This window comes from Variovorax rhizosphaerae, assembly GCF_037889975.1.
GTDB classification, from domain to species: domain Bacteria; phylum Pseudomonadota; class Gammaproteobacteria; order Burkholderiales; family Burkholderiaceae_C; genus Variovorax; species Variovorax rhizosphaerae.
This window is the reverse complement of record NZ_JBBKZT010000011.1, coordinates 71,014-87,696: the sequence shown is the minus strand read 5'-3', so window position 1 is coordinate 87,696 and position 16,683 is coordinate 71,014. Positions and strand designations below refer to the sequence as shown.

14 protein-coding genes are annotated in these 16,683 nt (G+C 64.1%); 9 read left to right on the top strand and 5 right to left on the bottom strand.

Annotated features, from left to right (window positions below):
• Positions 1-336: 336 nt before the first annotated feature.
• Positions 337-903, bottom strand: coding sequence for an ECF-type sigma factor (locus WKW82_RS23150; RefSeq protein WP_340344698.1), 567 nt, complete (start codon positions 901-903; stop codon positions 337-339).
• Between the two features lie 309 nt (positions 904-1,212).
• Between WKW82_RS23150 and WKW82_RS23145 the strand changes: the two genes are divergently transcribed.
• The 5 genes from WKW82_RS23145 to WKW82_RS23125 all read left to right on the top strand — a co-directional run bounded on the left by WKW82_RS23145 (position 1,213) and on the right by WKW82_RS23125 (position 7,860).
• Positions 1,213-1,884, top strand: coding sequence for a response regulator (locus WKW82_RS23145; RefSeq protein WP_340344697.1), 672 nt, complete (start codon positions 1,213-1,215; stop codon positions 1,882-1,884).
• 142 nt (positions 1,885-2,026) lie between these two features.
• Positions 2,027-3,721 (top strand): sensor histidine kinase, encoded by a 1,695-nt coding sequence (locus WKW82_RS23140; RefSeq protein WP_340344696.1) that lies wholly within the window; start codon positions 2,027-2,029, stop codon positions 3,719-3,721.
• Between the two features lie 158 nt (positions 3,722-3,879).
• The gene (locus WKW82_RS23135; RefSeq protein ID WP_340344695.1) at positions 3,880-4,959 is read left to right on the top strand and encodes a serine/threonine-protein kinase; all 1,080 of its coding nucleotides are present in this window, start codon (positions 3,880-3,882) and stop codon (positions 4,957-4,959) included.
• The gene (locus WKW82_RS23130; protein ID WP_340344694.1) at positions 4,959-6,353 is read left to right on the top strand and encodes a hypothetical protein; all 1,395 of its coding nucleotides are present in this window, start codon (positions 4,959-4,961) and stop codon (positions 6,351-6,353) included. The genes WKW82_RS23135 and WKW82_RS23130 overlap by 1 nt, the downstream gene beginning before the upstream one ends.
• 67 nt (positions 6,354-6,420) lie before the next feature.
• Positions 6,421-7,860, top strand: a complete 1,440-nt coding sequence (locus WKW82_RS23125) for a hypothetical protein (RefSeq protein ID WP_340344693.1) — start codon at positions 6,421-6,423, stop codon at positions 7,858-7,860.
• A 34-nt stretch (positions 7,861-7,894) separates the two neighbouring features.
• Here WKW82_RS23125 and WKW82_RS23120 read toward each other — a convergent pair whose 3' ends face one another.
• A complete protein-coding gene (locus WKW82_RS23120; protein ID WP_340344692.1) occupies positions 7,895-9,484 on the bottom strand; it encodes a phospholipase D-like domain-containing protein in 1,590 nt (529 codons plus the stop codon).
• A gap of 72 nt (positions 9,485-9,556) precedes the next feature.
• Positions 9,557-10,552: a caspase family protein gene (locus WKW82_RS23115; protein WP_340344691.1), complete on the bottom strand. Its 996-nt coding sequence runs from the start codon at positions 10,550-10,552 to the stop codon at positions 9,557-9,559.
• A gap of 271 nt (positions 10,553-10,823) precedes the next feature.
• Here WKW82_RS23115 and WKW82_RS23110 point away from each other — a divergent pair, with 271 nt between their 5' ends.
• The 4 genes from WKW82_RS23110 to WKW82_RS23095 all read left to right on the top strand — a co-directional run bounded on the left by WKW82_RS23110 (position 10,824) and on the right by WKW82_RS23095 (position 14,272).
• The gene (locus WKW82_RS23110) at positions 10,824-11,321 is read left to right on the top strand and encodes a hypothetical protein (protein WP_340344690.1); all 498 of its coding nucleotides are present in this window, start codon (positions 10,824-10,826) and stop codon (positions 11,319-11,321) included.
• A 122-nt stretch (positions 11,322-11,443) separates the two neighbouring features.
• Complete coding sequence (locus WKW82_RS23105; protein ID WP_340344689.1) at positions 11,444-11,941, top strand: hypothetical protein; 498 nt, start codon at positions 11,444-11,446, stop codon at positions 11,939-11,941.
• Between the two features lie 84 nt (positions 11,942-12,025).
• Positions 12,026-12,556 carry a hypothetical protein gene (locus tag WKW82_RS23100; protein ID WP_340344688.1) on the top strand — a complete coding sequence of 177 codons (531 nt, stop codon included), beginning with the start codon at positions 12,026-12,028 and terminating at the stop codon, positions 12,554-12,556.
• Positions 12,557-12,844: 288 nt separating this feature from the next.
• Positions 12,845-14,272, top strand: coding sequence for a fascin domain-containing protein (locus WKW82_RS23095; RefSeq protein ID WP_340344687.1), 1,428 nt, complete (start codon positions 12,845-12,847; stop codon positions 14,270-14,272).
• Between the two features lie 311 nt (positions 14,273-14,583).
• Here the strand turns inward: WKW82_RS23095 and WKW82_RS23090 are convergent, their stop codons facing one another.
• Both WKW82_RS23090 and WKW82_RS23085 read right to left on the bottom strand, forming a co-directional pair.
• On the bottom strand, positions 14,584-15,072 hold the full coding sequence (locus tag WKW82_RS23090) for a hypothetical protein (protein WP_340344686.1): 489 nt from the start codon (positions 15,070-15,072) through the stop codon (positions 14,584-14,586).
• A gap of 2 nt (positions 15,073-15,074) precedes the next feature.
• Entirely contained in the window at positions 15,075-16,058 is a 984-nt protein-coding gene (locus WKW82_RS23085; RefSeq protein ID WP_340344685.1) for a hypothetical protein, read from the bottom strand.
• Positions 16,059-16,683: the final 625 nt, after the last annotated feature.

Below are 16,683 nucleotides of genomic sequence, written 5' to 3'. Positions count from 1 at the left end.
GGTGCTCGTACGAGCCAAGCCTTGACCTCAAACGCTAGCCCGAAAAACTCACCAATACAGGATCGGCAGGCCCGTGCAGGAGCGCGTCGATAAGGGTATCTCACGCCAGTTTCAACCGAAGGCTCCCGCTACCGCTGGGTCTCAAGACTTCATGCATCGCCGTTCGAGCGAGGCACTCGTCGTTCTACGCCAGCATCATGGCGACGACAAGTCTGACCATGCATGCGTCATCTCCACCTCGGGACACGGCGTGTTTCGGCGCGCTACCTCGCGGCGATGCAAGCCGGCCATCGTTGAGGAGCACGCAGCCCCGCAACCCTCTGTCCATCTCTCTTGTCAGTGCGGTCCTTCTTCGAGCAAAGCGCGCAGCAGCATCCGCGCCTTTTCCCAGTCACGGCGAACGGTTCGGTCGGTGGTGCCGAGCGCGTCCGCGATTTCCACCTCGGCGTAGCCGCCGAAGTAGCGCATTTCCACCACCTTCGCCAGCCGAGGCTCGACTTCCGCGAGCACCTCCAGCGCCTCGTGAACCCAGACCAACTCACTCTCGCCATTCGACGTGCTTTCTTCTACCTGGGTGTCGAGCGTGATGAACTTCGAATCGCCGCCACGGCGATCGGTCAGTCGCCCGCGCGCTTCGTCGACGATCACCGACCGCATCACGCAGCTGGCATAGGCGAAAAAGGCACGCCGGCTCTCAGTCTGCAATTCCCCGCGCCGGATGAAGCGGAAGTAGGATTCATGCACGAGTTCGGTGGTGTCCAGGGACGAACAACGTCCCATGCTTCGCAACCGGGATCGGGCAAGGCGACGAAGTTCGCCGTAGGCTGCAGCGAACAGCGCGTCCTGTGCTCCGGGTTCCTTCGCGTTCACGCGGTGGATCTGTGCCGCAATGTCGTCGTCCATGGTCCGCTCCTGTTGTTCGCCCAAATCGTACGAAGCCGTCGACGCGCTGTCGCTTGTTAGTTCTTACGATGTCCGCGGCGATGCGAACAGATCACGGCTGGAAGGGCATTGGCGCGGGCTTGAAGTGGAGACAAGGCTGACCCCAGATCGGGGTTCGCCTTTTGGACCCGTTCGGCGAATCTTGTCATTCACGCATCGTTTGTTCAGACGAGGCGGCACCTGCCCACCGTGAGCCGAATTGTGCAAAGATTGAAATCGGGCGGACGCTGCCCCGGGGCAGCCAACTTCAACCCAATGTGGGGGCGACCCATGGACATGCGACCTGTGACCGTGGCGCTGGTGGAGGACGAACCCGAGGTTCTGGCTGCCATCGCAAAAGTGATTCGGGCGAGCCCGAGACTGCACCTGTTGCAGACCAGTTCGACTGCACTGGACGTGATGCGTTGGTTGGCGAAGAACCCTGTCGACGTGTTGCTGGTCGACCTGGGTCTCCCCGATCGCCCCGGCACTGACGTGATCCGCCTGTGCCGCAGCCTGCAGCCGAAATGCGAGATCATGGTGCTGTCCACCTTCGGCGATGCTTACCACATGCTTCAGGCTTTCGAGGCCGGGGCCCGAGGCTACCTGCTCAAGAATGGGACCGAGGACGAATTGGCGACCCATGTGCTGAGCTTGCACGCGGGCGGCGCGCCGATGTCACCGATGATCGCCAGCCAGTTGCTCTCGCGGTGGCAGGAAGGCGCCAGGAAGCCGCCCGTCCCCGTGGCTCGCAGCGATCGCAAGATCGACGCGCTGTCCCCCCGCGAACTCGAGGTGCTTCAACTCGTGGCGCGCGGCTGCACGTACTCCGAGACCGCAACGCACCTCAAGATCTCCGTCACCACCGTGCAGGCGCATGTGCGCAACATCTACGGAAAGCTGGACGTGCACAACAAGGCGGAGGCCTTGTACGAGGCGCGCCAACTGGGTCTGCTCGACTGAAGCGACATGGCGCGGTGTTCTCATGCCCGCTTTTCGTGTTCTGTTCGTTGCCACTGCCCTATGCCTTTGGCTCCTCTCGCTGGGCGGGTGTGTCCTGGTGGATGGGAATGACGAACGACGGGTCGAACGGGCTCGCTTCCTTTTGGCCGATGACGCGTCGCCACCGCCGGAGGATCGATCATGGGCCGATGTCCGGCTGCCCGACAACTGGTCGCGGAGCCGCCGCCAGACCGAAGGCATCGGCTGGTACCGGATTCCTCTGGACCTCGCTACCGGCGCGCCGGCCCGCTTGGGAATCCTCGTTCCGCGCCTGTCGATGAACGGCGAAATCTTCGTCAACGGACAACGTGTGCTGTCGGGTGGGCGCTTGACTGACCCGGTGACCCGCAACTGGAACACGCCATTTTTCGTGGAGGTGCCGACCGCGCTGCTGCGGCCGGGCGCAAACGTGCTGGACATCCGGCTCTTCGCATATCGCAACAGCAATGGGGGACTCGGATGGGTGTATTGGGGCGAAGCCGGCTCGCTGCAAGCCAGGGGGGCGAGCCTGTATGCGCTGCACGTCAAAGGTGCCGTGCTCTCGTTCGCCGTGGCGGTCGTCGCCGCGTTCATCGGCATCGCGACGTGGGTTCGGATGAACCGCGAACCCATCTACGGGTTGTTTGGCCTGGCCATGATCGCGTGGGCGGTCCGCTACACCAACTACTTCGTGCAGGATGCACCGTTCAACGCCACGGCCTATGCGGTACTGGTCCATTCCGCGCAGGGCTGGTTCTTCATCTTCTTCACGCCGTTCCTGCTGCGCCTGAGCAAGCTCCGCTGGCCCACCCTGGAGTGGACGCTGTTGGGCATGGCGATCGTCGGCACGGGGTGCATCTACGCGGCATTCCAGGGATGGATGGCCCTGGGCCTGGTGATCGGGCTCTGGATGTGCGTCTGGGTGCCCGGCTCGGCGGTCCTGCTCGCGATTTCGGCGCGCAATGCGTATCGATCGCGCACAACCTCGGCGGTGCTGGCGGGCATCGTTGCCTGGGTCTACGTGCCCTTGACCGTACGTGACCTGTTGATCACGTCCGATCTCATTTCCTTCGACTCGAGTTACATCTCCCACTATGTGGGCGTGCCGCTGGCGTTGCTGATCGCGTGGATGGTGATCGATCGCCTGGTCGAGTCCGCCCAGGCGGCGGCCAAATCGGAGCTGGCGCGGGCGCACGCCGCCTCAGAGGAACGCCAGCGCATCACGCAGGACATGCATGACGGGCTCGGGTTGCAACTGAACGCAGCCTTGCGTGTGGTGGAACGTGGCCATTCCGATCGCAACACGGTCACCGACCTGCTGCGCTCGTGCCTCGACGAGTTGCGATTGATCGTGGACTCCTCCGCTGCGCATGCGGGCGAATTCCTTCCTTTGCTGGCCAGCCTGCGCATTCACCAACAGTCGCGCCTGGAGCGCATCGGCATCCACATCCGCTGGCAGATGGAAGCTTTCCCGGCGGACCTGGTGCTGCCGCCTGGCATGAAGACGCAGGTGCTGCGCATCGTGCAAGAGGCGATCAACAACACGATCAAGCACGCGGGAGCCACGCTGATCGAGTTCCGCACGATATCCAGTCCCCGCCCGGCCCGCATCGTGTTTGAGGTGCGGGACAACGGCACGGGTTTTCGCGTCGATGCGGGACATGCGGGCCATGGGTTGAGTGGCATGCACCGACGGGCGCTTGCGGCCGGTGTGGAATTGGCCATCGACTCCGGGGCCGGCGGCACCACCATCCGGATCGATCTGCCGGATTTGCGCGCGCAGCCTCTGCAACACGACGGTTCGCCGGCTGCGCGCTGACCCTTTTGGATGCGACTGGCTGCGGTCCGATCGGGCAGCGCATCGTTCGTTCAGACGATCGTTGATCGCTCGTTCAGACGATACGGGTACGCAATGCGAAGCCTATCGTGGCCGGAACACCCTGCCACTGCTGGCCGCGACCCGGCCGCCCCGACACGATGGACAAAACCGATGCGCTCAACCGGCTGCGCCGCCTCAGCCCCCTGCTGGACGAATGCCTGGGACTGGAGTCCGGCGCCGTCCAACCGTGGATCAGGGGGTTGAAGAACCAGGATCCAACCTTCTTTCCGCTGGTGCAGAACTTGGTGTCGGCTCGCCACTCACACCGGTTCCGTGGGTTTCTGGCCGACTGCCCGACCTTTCCTGACGAGCTGGACCTACCCACGCCTTTGCCCGGTTCCGGCATCGGCCCCTACGAGCTGCTGCGGCAGCTCGGTCGTGGCGGGATGAGCACTGTCTGGCTGGCACGGCATCCCTTCCATCGTCGGCCGGTCGCCATTAAGCTGCAACGCATGGCGCATTGCACCGACGCGGCCGAACGTGCCAACCATGAGCGACAGATGACGGCGCTCATGGCGCACCGGCGCGTCGCCCGGCTCCTTGACGCCGGAATCGACAATCGTTTCGGCGCCTACCTGGTGCTGGATTTCGTCGACGGCACGCCTTTGCCGAATGGCCCGGAACTGCAGGGGCTCGATCCTGCGCAGCGGCTGATGCTGTTCGTCCGGATGACCGAGTTGGTTGCGTACGTCCACGAGCGTGGCGTGGTGCACCGTGATCTCAAGCCCTCCAACTTCATGGTGACGGCTGGGGGCGAGGTGCATCTCATCGATTTTGGTATCGCAATGCCCCTTGGCACGCCTGCTGGTGCGGCAGTGCTGGCTGAGCAGTGGCAGACGCCTGTCTACGCATCGCCCGAGCATGGGCGGGCAATAGCGACCACGGCCGCCTCCGACGTGTACTCGCTCGGTGTGATCTTGTGCGAACTGATGACCCGGCAGCGACCGGGTGGCGTGTTCGATGGCGTTACGACGCACGCGTCGCCACACGCCGCAACGCAACCGGGGTGGAGGGGTATTGCCTCGACGGCGCTGTCGCCCCGGGCCGAGGACCGTTATGCGTCCGCAGTTGAACTGGCAGCCGCGGTGCATGAGCTCGCGCGGGGGCAGAGGCGGCGCAATCCGCAATGTCGGATCAGTCCGACCGCCTCCAGGCGACTTCGCCAAAGGAGCTCCTGATGGAACTCCCGACCGGCCCGTACCCGCTTCCCGGGGTTCGCATGCCGACGTGGATGGTGCGCATCGACAAGGAGGGCGCTTGCACGACGCCGGTCGCCCTGACACGGCTGATCGAGCACGTGCGGGGGACGGCGCACAGCGATGTCATCGTCGCGGTGCATGGCTGGAACTACGACCCCTCGGAAGCGGTGGACATGTACAGCGACCTGCTGGGCAAGTTCGAGCGCCTTTGCATCGATTACCCACCCGACCGGCCTTTCGCTCCGGTGTTCGTCGGCGTGCTGTGGCCAAGCATCTGGATGTCGTTCGACAAGGGGCCTGCCCTCGCATCCGTCGGCGCGGCTGCCGGGGTCGATGCACTGGTCAGCCTGCTCGCCGACCGCGTGGCGGCCGCGGGAGGCGCCGCTGGCCTCGCGCGCGCCCATGCACTGCTCGCGGCACCGGCCATTGACGATGCCGACGCCGCCGAACTCGCGCGCCTTATCGCGCCGGCCTTCGGTGTCGTTGCCGACGAAGGTGCTGCGTTTCAAGGCCGCGATACAGTGGCCAGCGACGTGCTGGCCATGATGCGATCGATGGAAATGGCTTTGCCAAGATCCGTGCCGGGCGCTGACGACCAGGACATCGACGACTTCTCGCGACCCTCGGATCACACTGACGCGCACCTGGTGGGCGCGAGCCCGCGGCACGCTGGCCAGTTGGGCCTGCTGGATCCACGCCATGCGTTGCGCCTGTTCTCGCTGTACCAGATGAAGAGCCGTGCTGGCACCGTAGGGACGAACGGCGTGGCGACGCTGTTGCGCGACCTTCTGGACCGTTCGGGCACAGGCGGTGACGATCGCGGCCCGCGCGTGCACTGCATTGGCCATTCGTTCGGGTGCCGGGTGCTGCTGTCCGCGATCTGCGCACGCCCGCTGCCCCGGCCGCTCGCTTCGCTGCTGCTGTTGCAGCCGGCGGTGTCGCACCTGTGTTTTGCGGACGCGGTCGCAGACGCCGGGCCTCCGGGTGGATACCGCGAAGCCCTGGACTCGGACCGCGTGATCCGTCCCATCGTCAGCACCTATTCCCGTCGTGACCTGGTGCTGCACGACGCTTTCCATCTGGTCCTGCGCCGGCCGGGTGACTTGGGCGAAGCGCAGATCGCCGCCGACCCTCTGTCCACGAGCGCCGGTTCGCCACCCAGTCGATTTGCGGCACTCGGAGGATATGGCCCGCGCCGCGCCGGCCAGGCGCTGATCGATCCGCTTCCTGCCGTTGGCACGCCGATGGTGTTGCCGCAAGGCGACCCGCCCGTCGTGGCCTTCGATGGCAGCCGGGGCAGCATCAAGTCCCACAGTGACGTCACCGGCCCCGAAATGGCGTGGGCACTGCACCAACTGGTGTTCCGTCATTGAATCGCCATGTGTGAAAGCCCTGGCTTTTCTGCAGCAACTGTTCACGCCGCGCCCACAGAGTCAATCCATGACTGATCGCTTCATGGATCTGCCGCCGTCGCTCCAGTGCAATGCCTGGACCGGAACAACCCATGCCGCGGCTGCGCTCGAGCCGGAGCGACTGCACTGGTGCCTGCGCCGGCCTTCAGCCCTGGACGATGAATCGCTGGGGCAGCGGGCACCGCCCATGGAGCATGACTGGAACTGGCGCTCGCCAGACGTGGGTTGGGGCCTCGTGCTGCCCGACGACGACGTGATTGCCCCTCCGAGCCGCCGCGGCACGGCAGACGATGCACCTGAACCCATTCAGCGCCTCGTGGCCGCCCGCGCCAGTTCGCCGGTACTGCGCTGGCGCCACACGCCGGACGGTGTCGGCGAACTCCTCCGCTACGACGCAAGTGGCCGTGTATGGCCGCTCTCGCTGGCCAGCCGTCGAGGGATCGGCGCCCGGCAACTGCCTGCGTTCCTGCTCGTCTTCGCGCCCCCTGATCGAATTCCATGGGCCTTCCAGTACACCGCGAACCTCGGGCACTTTGTTGGGCGGCTGTGGTTGCAGGGCCAGGCGCTTGCGCACTATGTCGACGCGCTGCTCAGCGACTGGACAGGTTCGATATGTGACCCGATCACACCGCTGGTGTGGAGCGTCGACCATGGGCAACCGGACATCACGTGGCTGATGGATCGCGCCGTCTCGCGCAAGCTGGCCGACCGGTGGCGCAGTGACGCTGACTTTGCCGGTTTCACCGGTCTGTTCGGCCCGAATGCCACCCACGACAGACTGACATCCGCATTGGCGAGTACGCGCCCGGGGCTGGTGGTGACCACCAGCCACGGCATGACCGGGCCGATGAACGACCGCCACGCGATGGCGACGCACCTGGGTGTTCCCGTGGACGCCCTTCACGAGCCCATGAACGTGGACGCGCTGTGCCAGCGCTGGCAGCCCGACGGTGCCATCTGGTACTCGCATGCATGCTGTTCCGCGGGCAGCGACACCGTCTCCGCCTACGACGGACTGTTCGATCCCAGGTCCGATATCGCCTGTGTGCTCGCCGGCGTCGCCGCCGGCTGCGGCGCCCGCATCGCGCCGTTGCCCCAACGCCTGCTCGGCGCGTCGCGCCCGCTGCGAGCGTTCATCGGTCACGTCGAACCCACGCTCGACTGGTCGCTGCGAGATCCCCATACCGGCCAACCGCTCGCACATAGCCTTGTCGACGCACTCTACGGCAAGCTGTTCGAAGGTGGCGAACGACGGCCAATTGGCTGGGCGATGGGACAGGTGTTTCGGGATGTGGGCATGTTCATGAGCCGGTGGACCCGCGCATGCACCGCCTACAACCGGAATCTGCAGAACAGCCTCGATGCAGCCCTGTATTACCAGATCGCCGCACTCGACCGGCAGCACACGGTCATCCTGGGCGATCCGACGGTGGCCCTGCCGGCGCTGCGAGTGCAGGCTGTTCCTTGATGCCGAGCCTTCGGCAGGTGCGGTCGCGCAGCGCTCACAACAAGCTCTCTGTGATCCCCGCTGATGGTGGGGTCCGCGACTCGCTCGCCAGCTGCCGTGCGGCATCGCCGGTCAGTTGCTTCCACGCGAGTGCGTCGATGCAGGTGCGCCGGAATGCAGAAGTGGCGGCGCCCGTCGGATCCTGGAGGACGATCAGGTTGTTGGTGTCGTAGAGCTCGCTGCGTGGGTCCATGTTGTAGGAGCCGACGACGAGGCAAGCGTCGCCGATGGCCGCAGCCTTGGTGTGCAACGAGCCCTGTCCGTCGGCCAGTTCGAACACGTTCACTCCGCCTTCGATCAACGGCACCAGCTTCGGGTAGGCAGCCCGGTTCACCGGCTTCAGATCTGTGCTCGCGACGGAGTTGGTGTAGATGTTGACCGTCAGCCCGGCTGCCACCGCCAGCAGGAGCGTATTGCGCAATGCCAGCAGCGTTTCGCTGGTGTTCGCTTCGTCCGCAGGGAAAAAATAGGCGCTGACGATGTCCACCGATGCGGGACGGCCATCGGCCCGCAGACGTTCGATCTGCGCGATATACACCTTCGTGATGGCCGGGTCACCCTTGTCACTGGGCAGGTTGTCGACCAGTTCGCCGTCCATGTCAGGCAACAGGGTGCCGCCGTGGAAGTCAGCGCCAGGCGGCGTTGCGAGCAGGGCGCTTGCCAACTGATGGAAGGTGCCCGTCGTCGCTGGCGGGTTCGCATCGAGCGGTTCTGGAATGGTGATGTCGGCCGATGGCACGCTGTTCCAGAGTGCATCGAAACTTCGAGCATGCGGGCTGCCGCCGGAGCACCCGTCGTGGGCCAGCAAATCGGTGTCCTGGAACACATGACCTCGGGACGAATCACCGCAATGGTAGGCATCCGACAAGTTCCGACCCCCCATGACGAACCACTGGCCGTCCGCCAGCAGAAGCTTGTGGTGATTGCGGTGAAGGAACTGCTTGAGGCCCCGGAGGATCTGGATCAGCAAGGCAACCTTCTTCAGCGCGGCGTCCCGGTGGGCGGCCAACTCGAACGCTGCCGGCGGTGCGCCATGGGGTTCCGGTTGGAGCGCGCCCAGAACCTGAATCGGAAAGCCGATGCCACCTTTTCCCGGCGTGGAGGGTAGCGAGTGGAGATCATGGGAGACGGAGGCGTCGAAGATCGTGTTGCCCTTCAACGAGGCCGCCAGCATCGGCCCGCTGGCGGTCATGAGCCCGGTGACGAAGGCCCGTGCGTCGATACCTGCGGCATTCAAGGCTGCGAGCCAGGTTGGCGTGGGCAGGCCGAAGCGACGCACTTGCAGGTGGGGCGTGCTGCCCAAGGCGCGCAGCGCTGCAGCCTGCTGGAAGGTGGTGAAGTAGTCCACCAGAAGTCGCACCTGGACGCCGCGCGCCGCGGCTTCGATCAGATCCAGCAGCAACCGTGACGTGGTGCCATCCACTTCGAGGATGAAGTACGACAGGTCCAGCGTATGACGCGCGTTGGCGATGAGGTGACGCTTTGCATTCCAGGCCGTGGCGTTGTCGGAGAGCAGGCGGACGTGCGTGAAACGGCGCGGTGACGTTCCCTCGACTTCGTTCGCCCGTGGTGACGGATTCGCCATGGGTCGCCTCCGGTGTTCAGGTGTCAAACGATGAGCAGCGCAGGGCTGCGCACTTGCTCGCGCTTCAACGGACTACAACTTTTTCTTCAGGGCGAGCCGGTGGTAATGCCGGCCCATTGCGGTGAGCGTGCACCCTGTGGAATTCATTGCCGCCCAGAACATGGCCTCGGCGTCGACGGGTTCGACCAAGCCTTGTCGGGCGTACATCTGCAGGTGCTTGAAGATACGGACGTGCGCCGCGTCAGCAGGTGGGTAATTTCCGGGGTCAGCGATGCTCTGGCGGTCTGGCTCATAGGAAGGATCCAGCGCGAAGATGTACTCCGCCTGAGGGAAGTAGAGCGGCAACCGTCGCAACACCTCGTGTGGAATCCTCGGCACCACCTGGCGCAGCGTGACGAAACGGTGGACGTTGGCCTTGTAAAGCGGTCGCTGGTCCTTCGCGCCGAGCGCCTGGTCGATGTGCGTGTAGACGGCCGCCGGCGTGATGTTGCCGCGCACATCGGCACAGCCCCCTTGCAGTGCGTCGAGCAACAGCTTGGTGAAGACCCCCTGCTCACCTGCCTCGATGGCCTTCTGGTCGGTGTTGCAGGCGGTGAGGATGGTCACCCCTTTGCCGATGACGGACGCGTGGGCCGTCGCGGCGCCGGTGATTTCGCCGGCAAAGCCGGCGTGGCAGCAATCGAGAATGATCAGGCTTGATGCGATGGTCGGATACGCGGCGTTCGCGAGGGAGAGAAGCACGGTCAACGGGAATCCCAAGGCCCCCTTGCGGCTGTCGATGCCAAGGATGTAGCCCTCATCGGTGAGCGGGTTGATGATGCCGTGGCCCGCGAAGTACACCACGGCCGTCTCGACCGGCGTCTCGCTCCTGAAGAACCGGGAGATGGCCTCTTCCAAGCCCAGGTTGGTGACATCGCCGCGCTCGCTGGTGATGAGATCCACGTCGAAGTTGGGTGACCCATCTCCGTTCGCCCACAGCAGTTCGGCCACCTTGCCTGCATCGTGGACACACGAACGCAATGGGTGTCCCGGGTAGTCGTCGATACCGATCACGAGGGCTTTCTTCATCGGCTTGCTCCTTCCGGCTTGCCATTCTTGGCGCTTGCCGCAAAGACATCAAGCGTGGGCCGGCAACCCTCGCTCCGCATCGTCGATTCGAAGGATCCGCACGGCGCCGCGGGGCGTTCCGGCCCGAACACCCTCCGTTGGCGAAGGCCTCGGCGACTTGTCCGGTTCGAGCAGTCGGCAGCGTTTGAGATGACAAGGAGGCGCGGTGCACGAATCGCTCGCCTCCCCACTGAGATCGTTCGACCCCCACACCTCCCAAGGAGAAACTTTCATGACCATCCAACTGCCTTTCCCTCGCTCGCGGCTTGGTGCGTGTGCACGCACCGCTGCGTTGGCCACGATGCTGCTGCCTTTGCTGGGCCTGCCGTCGCCCGCCCATGCGGAGTGGGTCTACGATACCCTGCACGGATCGGCCTGCAACGTTGAAGGCACGTCAAGCCCTGCCAATCTTCGCCGTACGGTCACCGGCTCGACGAATGTCGGCACGACACCGCTGTCGGTGATCTGCCCCGTGCTGCGAACGATCGTCGCGCCCACCATCGGCTATCGCGTCTATGCGAACGGCTCGGGCTTGAGCGGGGCCTGCCGGCTGTTCAGCATGGCCAACACCGGCGGCATGCTGTCCGCCCTCGCGATGAGCGGCACCGACGCAGGTCGCCGCGTCACCGCGCTGATGCCGGCAACCCTGACCCCGGAGCAGTCTCACCAGGCGGTGTTGTGCACGTTGCCGGCCGGCGGCGTCATCTACAGCCTGGAGTTCGTGCAATGAGCGCGCGCGGCCTGCGGCTGTCGGCGCTGAGCGTGGCCCTTTGCGTGGCGCTCGGCGCATGCGGAGGCTCTTCCGAGCCGGGCGACGAGGCCACATCTGCAGTGCAGGGACAGTCGGCGCCGATGCAACCGGCCGCATCGACCCTCCCCGCAGAGCCTGTGGCGACGACGCAGGTGGCCGCCCCACAACGGTCGGCGCCCGCGGCAGATGATCTGGCTGCTCGCGTCGCTCAGCTCGAGGCCGAGGTGGCGGCGCTGAAAGTCGGCCAAGGCCTGGCGAAGGCTCCGCTTGCGCCGGCCGCACCCGCTGACGCCCCCGAGGCTGCCGACATCACCTTCCGACAAGAGGCAACCGACCCCGCGTGGAGCCGCACGGCCACCCAGCAAGTGCGCCAGGCGATCGGACAAGTCGACCCGATGCTTTCCCAGCGATTGCAGACCATCGACTGCCGCACCCGCAACTGCCGGTTGGAGTTCGCGCCCGGCGATGACGCGAACTCGGTGGAAGCCCTTCTTCCACGCGTGATCACCGAACTCGACAGCGCCTTTGCTTTTGCACGAACGCAAACCATGGACCACGGCACCGGTCGCTTGGGCACCGTGCTGTTCCTTTCACGTTGAACCCTTCATGTGCAGGTCATCATGAACCACTCATCCGTATACGCGGCGACGACCGCAACCCCGACGGTGCGCGGCGTTTGCCGCATGGCCCTCCTCGGCGCGATGGTGCTGGCGGTGCCGATAGCCCAAGCCGGACCCTGGACCTCTGTGGGTTCGGCTGGCGTCATCGACGACGATGCATTCGTCTTTGCCGGTGCGTCGCCAGGTGTGCGCGCCGTGCTCAACGGACCCACGCTCTCTTTGTCGCCGGCAGTTGCGCCGCAGCAGCCGGTCCGCGTTCGCTACAACGTGGTCGACGTGTTCGACCGCGGGGGATTTGCCGGGCCGATCCGTCTGGCCGCCAACTTCGTCGACAACGGTGCCAACGCCCAGATCGTGCTGTACCTGTTCGAGCAATCCATGGCGTCAACCGCGTCGCGGCTTCTGCTCAGCCTCAACAGCAACGCTTACACGCCCAGCACCGGTCCGCAGGTGCAGTCGGTATCCGCTGGCTGCAACTTCAGGCTCGATTTCACGCGCAACGCGTACTGGATCGAGGCGGTGCTGATACGCACCGCCAGCACGGGTGCCCCTGCACTGAATCAGCTTCGCGTCATCGACGAAGTGCTGTGTTGAATTGGGAGCAGGGGATCGTGGCAGGCAATGCGACGCTGCCGCCGGCGACTGCCACATGGCCAGCTTCGTGGTGATTCGGCAGTGAGGTGCGGTGATCGGCTTCACGCTGCCGCACCTCGCTGCCATTGAGTGGTGCGCGTTTGGCAGTTCTTACCGTCCTGATCAGACGCGCGCTTTCCGTGCAGGAGATGGGCTGCCTCACACCGGGCGGTCAATCCTGTTTCCGACCGCATCGGCACGTGCCCGATGCACCTCTGTTCGTACTGACCTCCATCGAAAGGAACCATCATGCAGAAAGTCATTGCATTCCGAACCCAGAGCGGGCACTACCTGTGCGCCGAAAACGCCGGCGCGGCAGCGTTGGTGGCCAATCGACCGGCCGTCGGGCCATGGGAGATATTTCTCGTCGTGGATCATGAAGGCGGATCGGTGGCCTTGCAGGCGTGCAACGGCAATTACATCGGTCTCGCGACGAGCGGCTTGCTGGTTGCCCGGGCGGACGAAATCGGCACCGCCGAGTCGTGGCGCCGGGTTCCGCAGGGCCCGCGACGCGTGGCCCTGCGCCATGCCAACGGTCGCTATCTCAGCGCTGTGGGCGGGGGCGGCGCGGGTGTCGGCCTCACGGCAACCTCGGTCGGCACGAACGAAGTGTTCGAGGAGGTGGCGGTGCAGGGTTCGGCCTCCGGCTTCAGCCCGGAGATTCACGGCTTCCGATTCACGAACACCTTCGAGGTCGAGCCGATCCAGAACGTCCGCTTCAGCGGCTTGTGCGGGGGCATGGCCTACGCCGCGCTGGACTACTACAACGCGCGCGTCCAGATACCGCCGCAAGACTACCGTCCGGCTGTCGGCACGCCACTGTTCAACTTCATCTTCTCCCGCCAGGGCCGCTCGATCGTCGACAACCTCGACAAATGGGGCGAGCTGTTCTTCAATCCGTTCGGCTGGCGCAGCGACGAATTCTTCCGCTGGGGTTTGCAAGGCTACGCGGGCGGCCGGTTGCAGGAACTGCGCACGGCGCTGTCGCTCGGCCATCCCACCCCGCTCGGGCTCTTCAAGGCGGGCAACGGGGGCGCCGGACCCCACCATCAGGTGCTCGCGATAGGCGTCAGCCAGGGCCGCTACCTTGGCGACCTGGGCAACAACGCGGAGGATCTGCGCATCTTCATCTACGACCCCAACTTTCCCAACAAGGTCATGACGCTGGCGCCGTCGCTGGCCGACAAGTGCTACTACTACCTCGAGAATCCGTCGTGCCGCTGGATGACGTACTTTGTCGATCGCAAGTACAGGCCGGTCGTGCCACCGACATTGCCTGCCACGCCGACGACGGTGGACGGTGTCGTGGACGAGTTGCTGCTCGAGATTCGCACCGGGGGCGACGACCTGCGCGGCGGTAATGACAACGTGCACGCGACCATCGGCTATGCCGACGGCAGCGTGCAGGTGGCGCCCAACATCAACCACCTCGCGCGCTGGATCGACCATCACACCGAAACGGTCCCGATCGCCCTGTCGCGCCGCGTGCGGCCTGCGGAGCTGAAGAGCGTGACCCTGACGACCACGTTCGGCGGAGGCATCGCCGGTGACAACTGGAATCTCGATGCGCTGCGCGTTCTCGCGGGTGGAGCCGAGTTGTACAGCCAGCGTGGAACGCCTCTGCGGCGCTTCACCGGGGACAACCGACCCTTCGTCGCCGAGTTGATGGTGCGTTGATGCGGTCGCCCACGGCGGTGTGTCGGAGCGACGCACGGATTCGATCGATGGACGAGAAAGATTCTCTTTCGGATCGAGGAATCCGTCGTCGAAGGCCCCGCCGTTTCGGCCGGCGCCGACCTGCTCGATCTATGTCGCCGATGCTTGCGCCTCATGGTGTTTGCTCCGGCGCGAAGGAAGATCGTCGGCCGGCTTGGGTGGCATGGTCAGTGTGGGGGAAGTCAGCCGGATGTCATGCCGTGGCCGAGGTCCCGGAACGGGTTTTGTCGCAACGGCAGTGCCAGATTGACAGTTGCCATAGCACAGTAAGACTAGTGGCGTTCCAGCAGATTGCGCAGCCCCTGCACAGCCGAAAGCACCTGGTCGACCTGGTCAGCAACGCTTCGTTCAGACACATCGTCCATGTTGAGCTCGTCGCGCAGTTGCCTGAAGGACGCAATGGCACCCGTGGCGCCTTCGATGGCCTTGATCGCGGCCTCACCTCTCAACCCACGAGCGTTTGCTTTCGCTTCTTCGGCAACGCCGGAAATCAGCTTGGTCAATCGACGCACCTCCTCGGCGCGCTCTCGAATGGCCGAAACAGCATCTTCGGTGGCTTGAAGATCCAAATCGAAGATCGCGAGCGTCGCCTGTCGGTCCAATGAGTCCACAAAGTCAGGGCTTTCCTCTTTGAAGCGACGCAGATCGCGTTGAACCGACGCAATACGACCTCCATCCTGGGCTGCGCTGGCGGCTGCCCCTCGCTGCAATAGCTCGCCAAGGCGATCAGCCCAAAGCTTGGTTTCTTGTTGCGTAGCCATGCTTATTTCCCCTTTCGAATATCTGTTCCCAATTCGCGGATGCGTATTGCCAACGTGGCCAGATAAGCGGCTTCGGGAAGCCGCTTGGCTTGCGCAGCAGCCGCAAGCGACGCATGCGACGCGCGCCAGGCATCTACTGCCCTGATCGTCTGGACGATCAGCTCCTCAGACTTGGCACGAGCCGCAAGCTTTTGATCGACCTCTTGTCGAAACGGTACGTACCAGCTGTCGATGTCGCGGAGCAGCAAGTCTACTTTTTGAATTTCAGACGTTTCTGGAACAGAGCTGAGTGACTCGTTTGTCGCTGCGTTGCGAATCGTCTTTTGAAGAGCCGCGCGACGCTTCATCAGCGCGGTTCTATATTCAAGTCGGTCGTCGTACGGCAAGGAATAGGTGGCAATGATTGTTTCATCCTTGAACTCCAGGGTCTTCCGCAAGCTGGCTAGATCATTCTTGAGCAACGTGCACACCGCTTCCACGACCGGATCGGCCGCCCGCACCGCGCTCGAGAAGTCGCTCGCAGCCTTGACCTTGATCGCCTCGCTGGCGAAAAGTTTTACCAGTTCAAATCCCGCACCCGCCAGGGGCGTCGCGCCAACAACAGAAACAAGTTGGTTCAGCGTCCCGGAGACTGCGTCGACGGTATTGCTGCTGTTGGCCGATGCAGCCGCAATGGCCGCGAGGGAAGCTGAATAGTCAGCCATGGCGCCGAAGACCTGTTCGTATGTTTGCGAGGACTTGGTCAGGTCGCGCGCGGCACTGGAATATCGCTCACCGTAGGCTGCAAGATCCTTGTCATCGACGTTCTTCAACCGGTTCCCAATGTCGGCGTTGACCGAGGCCGCGGCGTCAAATCCCTGCGCCACTGCGGTGCCGAGGTCTCGGGTAGATCGGTCCCACGAGGACAGATTGGGAATTGACTGGCACGCCGCCAGCAACATGCATGGAAGAACAAAGAGGAAGGCAACAAGCCGCTGTTTATTCATTCGAATCCCCCGCCACGTTGATCAATTTCGGATGCGTTGCGTTGCCGGTTGTATCTGGCCACTGGAATTTGTTGTCAATTTCACAAATCCGATTCGCTCAAGAGTCGATCCAGCAAAAAAGCAGTCAATCAGTGATGAAAGAACCCCTCGATGCCGTGCCACCTTCTCACGCTTATCCATGACAGTGGGAATGGCGGAGTCGAGGGTCGTCGAAGTTCGACCGGATGTCTATCGGGCAGCATCGCGTTTCTCATCCGTTCTAAGGATGAACCGGCCTATCGAGCCAAGTCGTAGCGGTCTCGGAAGAGACCACGCCCATGTCCTCGCATGCATTGACGAACTCCTCGGCTCCATGGCCCTTGTCCGCCCCCAGCGTGATGCTGATCGTGTCATCGTCGGCCGCCTCGCAGGCGGGGGTTGATCATGACCTTCGGCATCCGAAAAGGCTCCGGCCTGGTTTCTGGCGACCACCGTGACATTCGGGTGACGCAAGAGCCAGTCGGCGTGGACTGGTCAGACCTGGAATGACCATCGCCCCGTCGTCGAAGTTGGACTTCGATCATGCCGCTGGCATCGGCCCATCCCATCAAGTGCGGAAGAACCAATTTCACGCTACCTCATTGAA

What these genes read in the sequence shown, in the direction of transcription:
- WKW82_RS23150 (WP_340344698.1), bottom strand. Translation starts at nt 903, where the DNA reads ATGGACGACGACATTGCGGCACAGATCCACCGCGTGAACGCGAAGGAA.
- WKW82_RS23145 (WP_340344697.1), top strand. Translation starts at nt 1,213, where the DNA reads ATGGACATGCGACCTGTGACCGTGGCGCTGGTGGAGGACGAACCCGAG.
- WKW82_RS23135 (WP_340344695.1), top strand. Translation starts at nt 3,880, where the DNA reads ATGGACAAAACCGATGCGCTCAACCGGCTGCGCCGCCTCAGCCCCCTG.
- WKW82_RS23130 (WP_340344694.1), top strand. Translation starts at nt 4,959, where the DNA reads ATGGAACTCCCGACCGGCCCGTACCCGCTTCCCGGGGTTCGCATGCCG.
- WKW82_RS23125 (WP_340344693.1), top strand. Translation starts at nt 6,421, where the DNA reads ATGACTGATCGCTTCATGGATCTGCCGCCGTCGCTCCAGTGCAATGCC.
- WKW82_RS23120 (WP_340344692.1), bottom strand. Translation starts at nt 9,484, where the DNA reads ATGGCGAATCCGTCACCACGGGCGAACGAAGTCGAGGGAACGTCACCG.
- WKW82_RS23115 (WP_340344691.1), bottom strand. Translation starts at nt 10,552, where the DNA reads ATGAAGAAAGCCCTCGTGATCGGTATCGACGACTACCCGGGACACCCA.
- WKW82_RS23110 (WP_340344690.1), top strand. Translation starts at nt 10,824, where the DNA reads ATGACCATCCAACTGCCTTTCCCTCGCTCGCGGCTTGGTGCGTGTGCA.
- WKW82_RS23105 (WP_340344689.1), top strand. Translation starts at nt 11,444, where the DNA reads ATGCAACCGGCCGCATCGACCCTCCCCGCAGAGCCTGTGGCGACGACG.
- WKW82_RS23100 (WP_340344688.1), top strand. Translation starts at nt 12,026, where the DNA reads ATGGCCCTCCTCGGCGCGATGGTGCTGGCGGTGCCGATAGCCCAAGCC.
- WKW82_RS23095 (WP_340344687.1), top strand. Translation starts at nt 12,845, where the DNA reads ATGCAGAAAGTCATTGCATTCCGAACCCAGAGCGGGCACTACCTGTGC.
- WKW82_RS23090 (WP_340344686.1), bottom strand. Translation starts at nt 15,072, where the DNA reads ATGGCTACGCAACAAGAAACCAAGCTTTGGGCTGATCGCCTTGGCGAG.
- WKW82_RS23085 (WP_340344685.1), bottom strand. Translation starts at nt 16,058, where the DNA reads ATGAATAAACAGCGGCTTGTTGCCTTCCTCTTTGTTCTTCCATGCATG.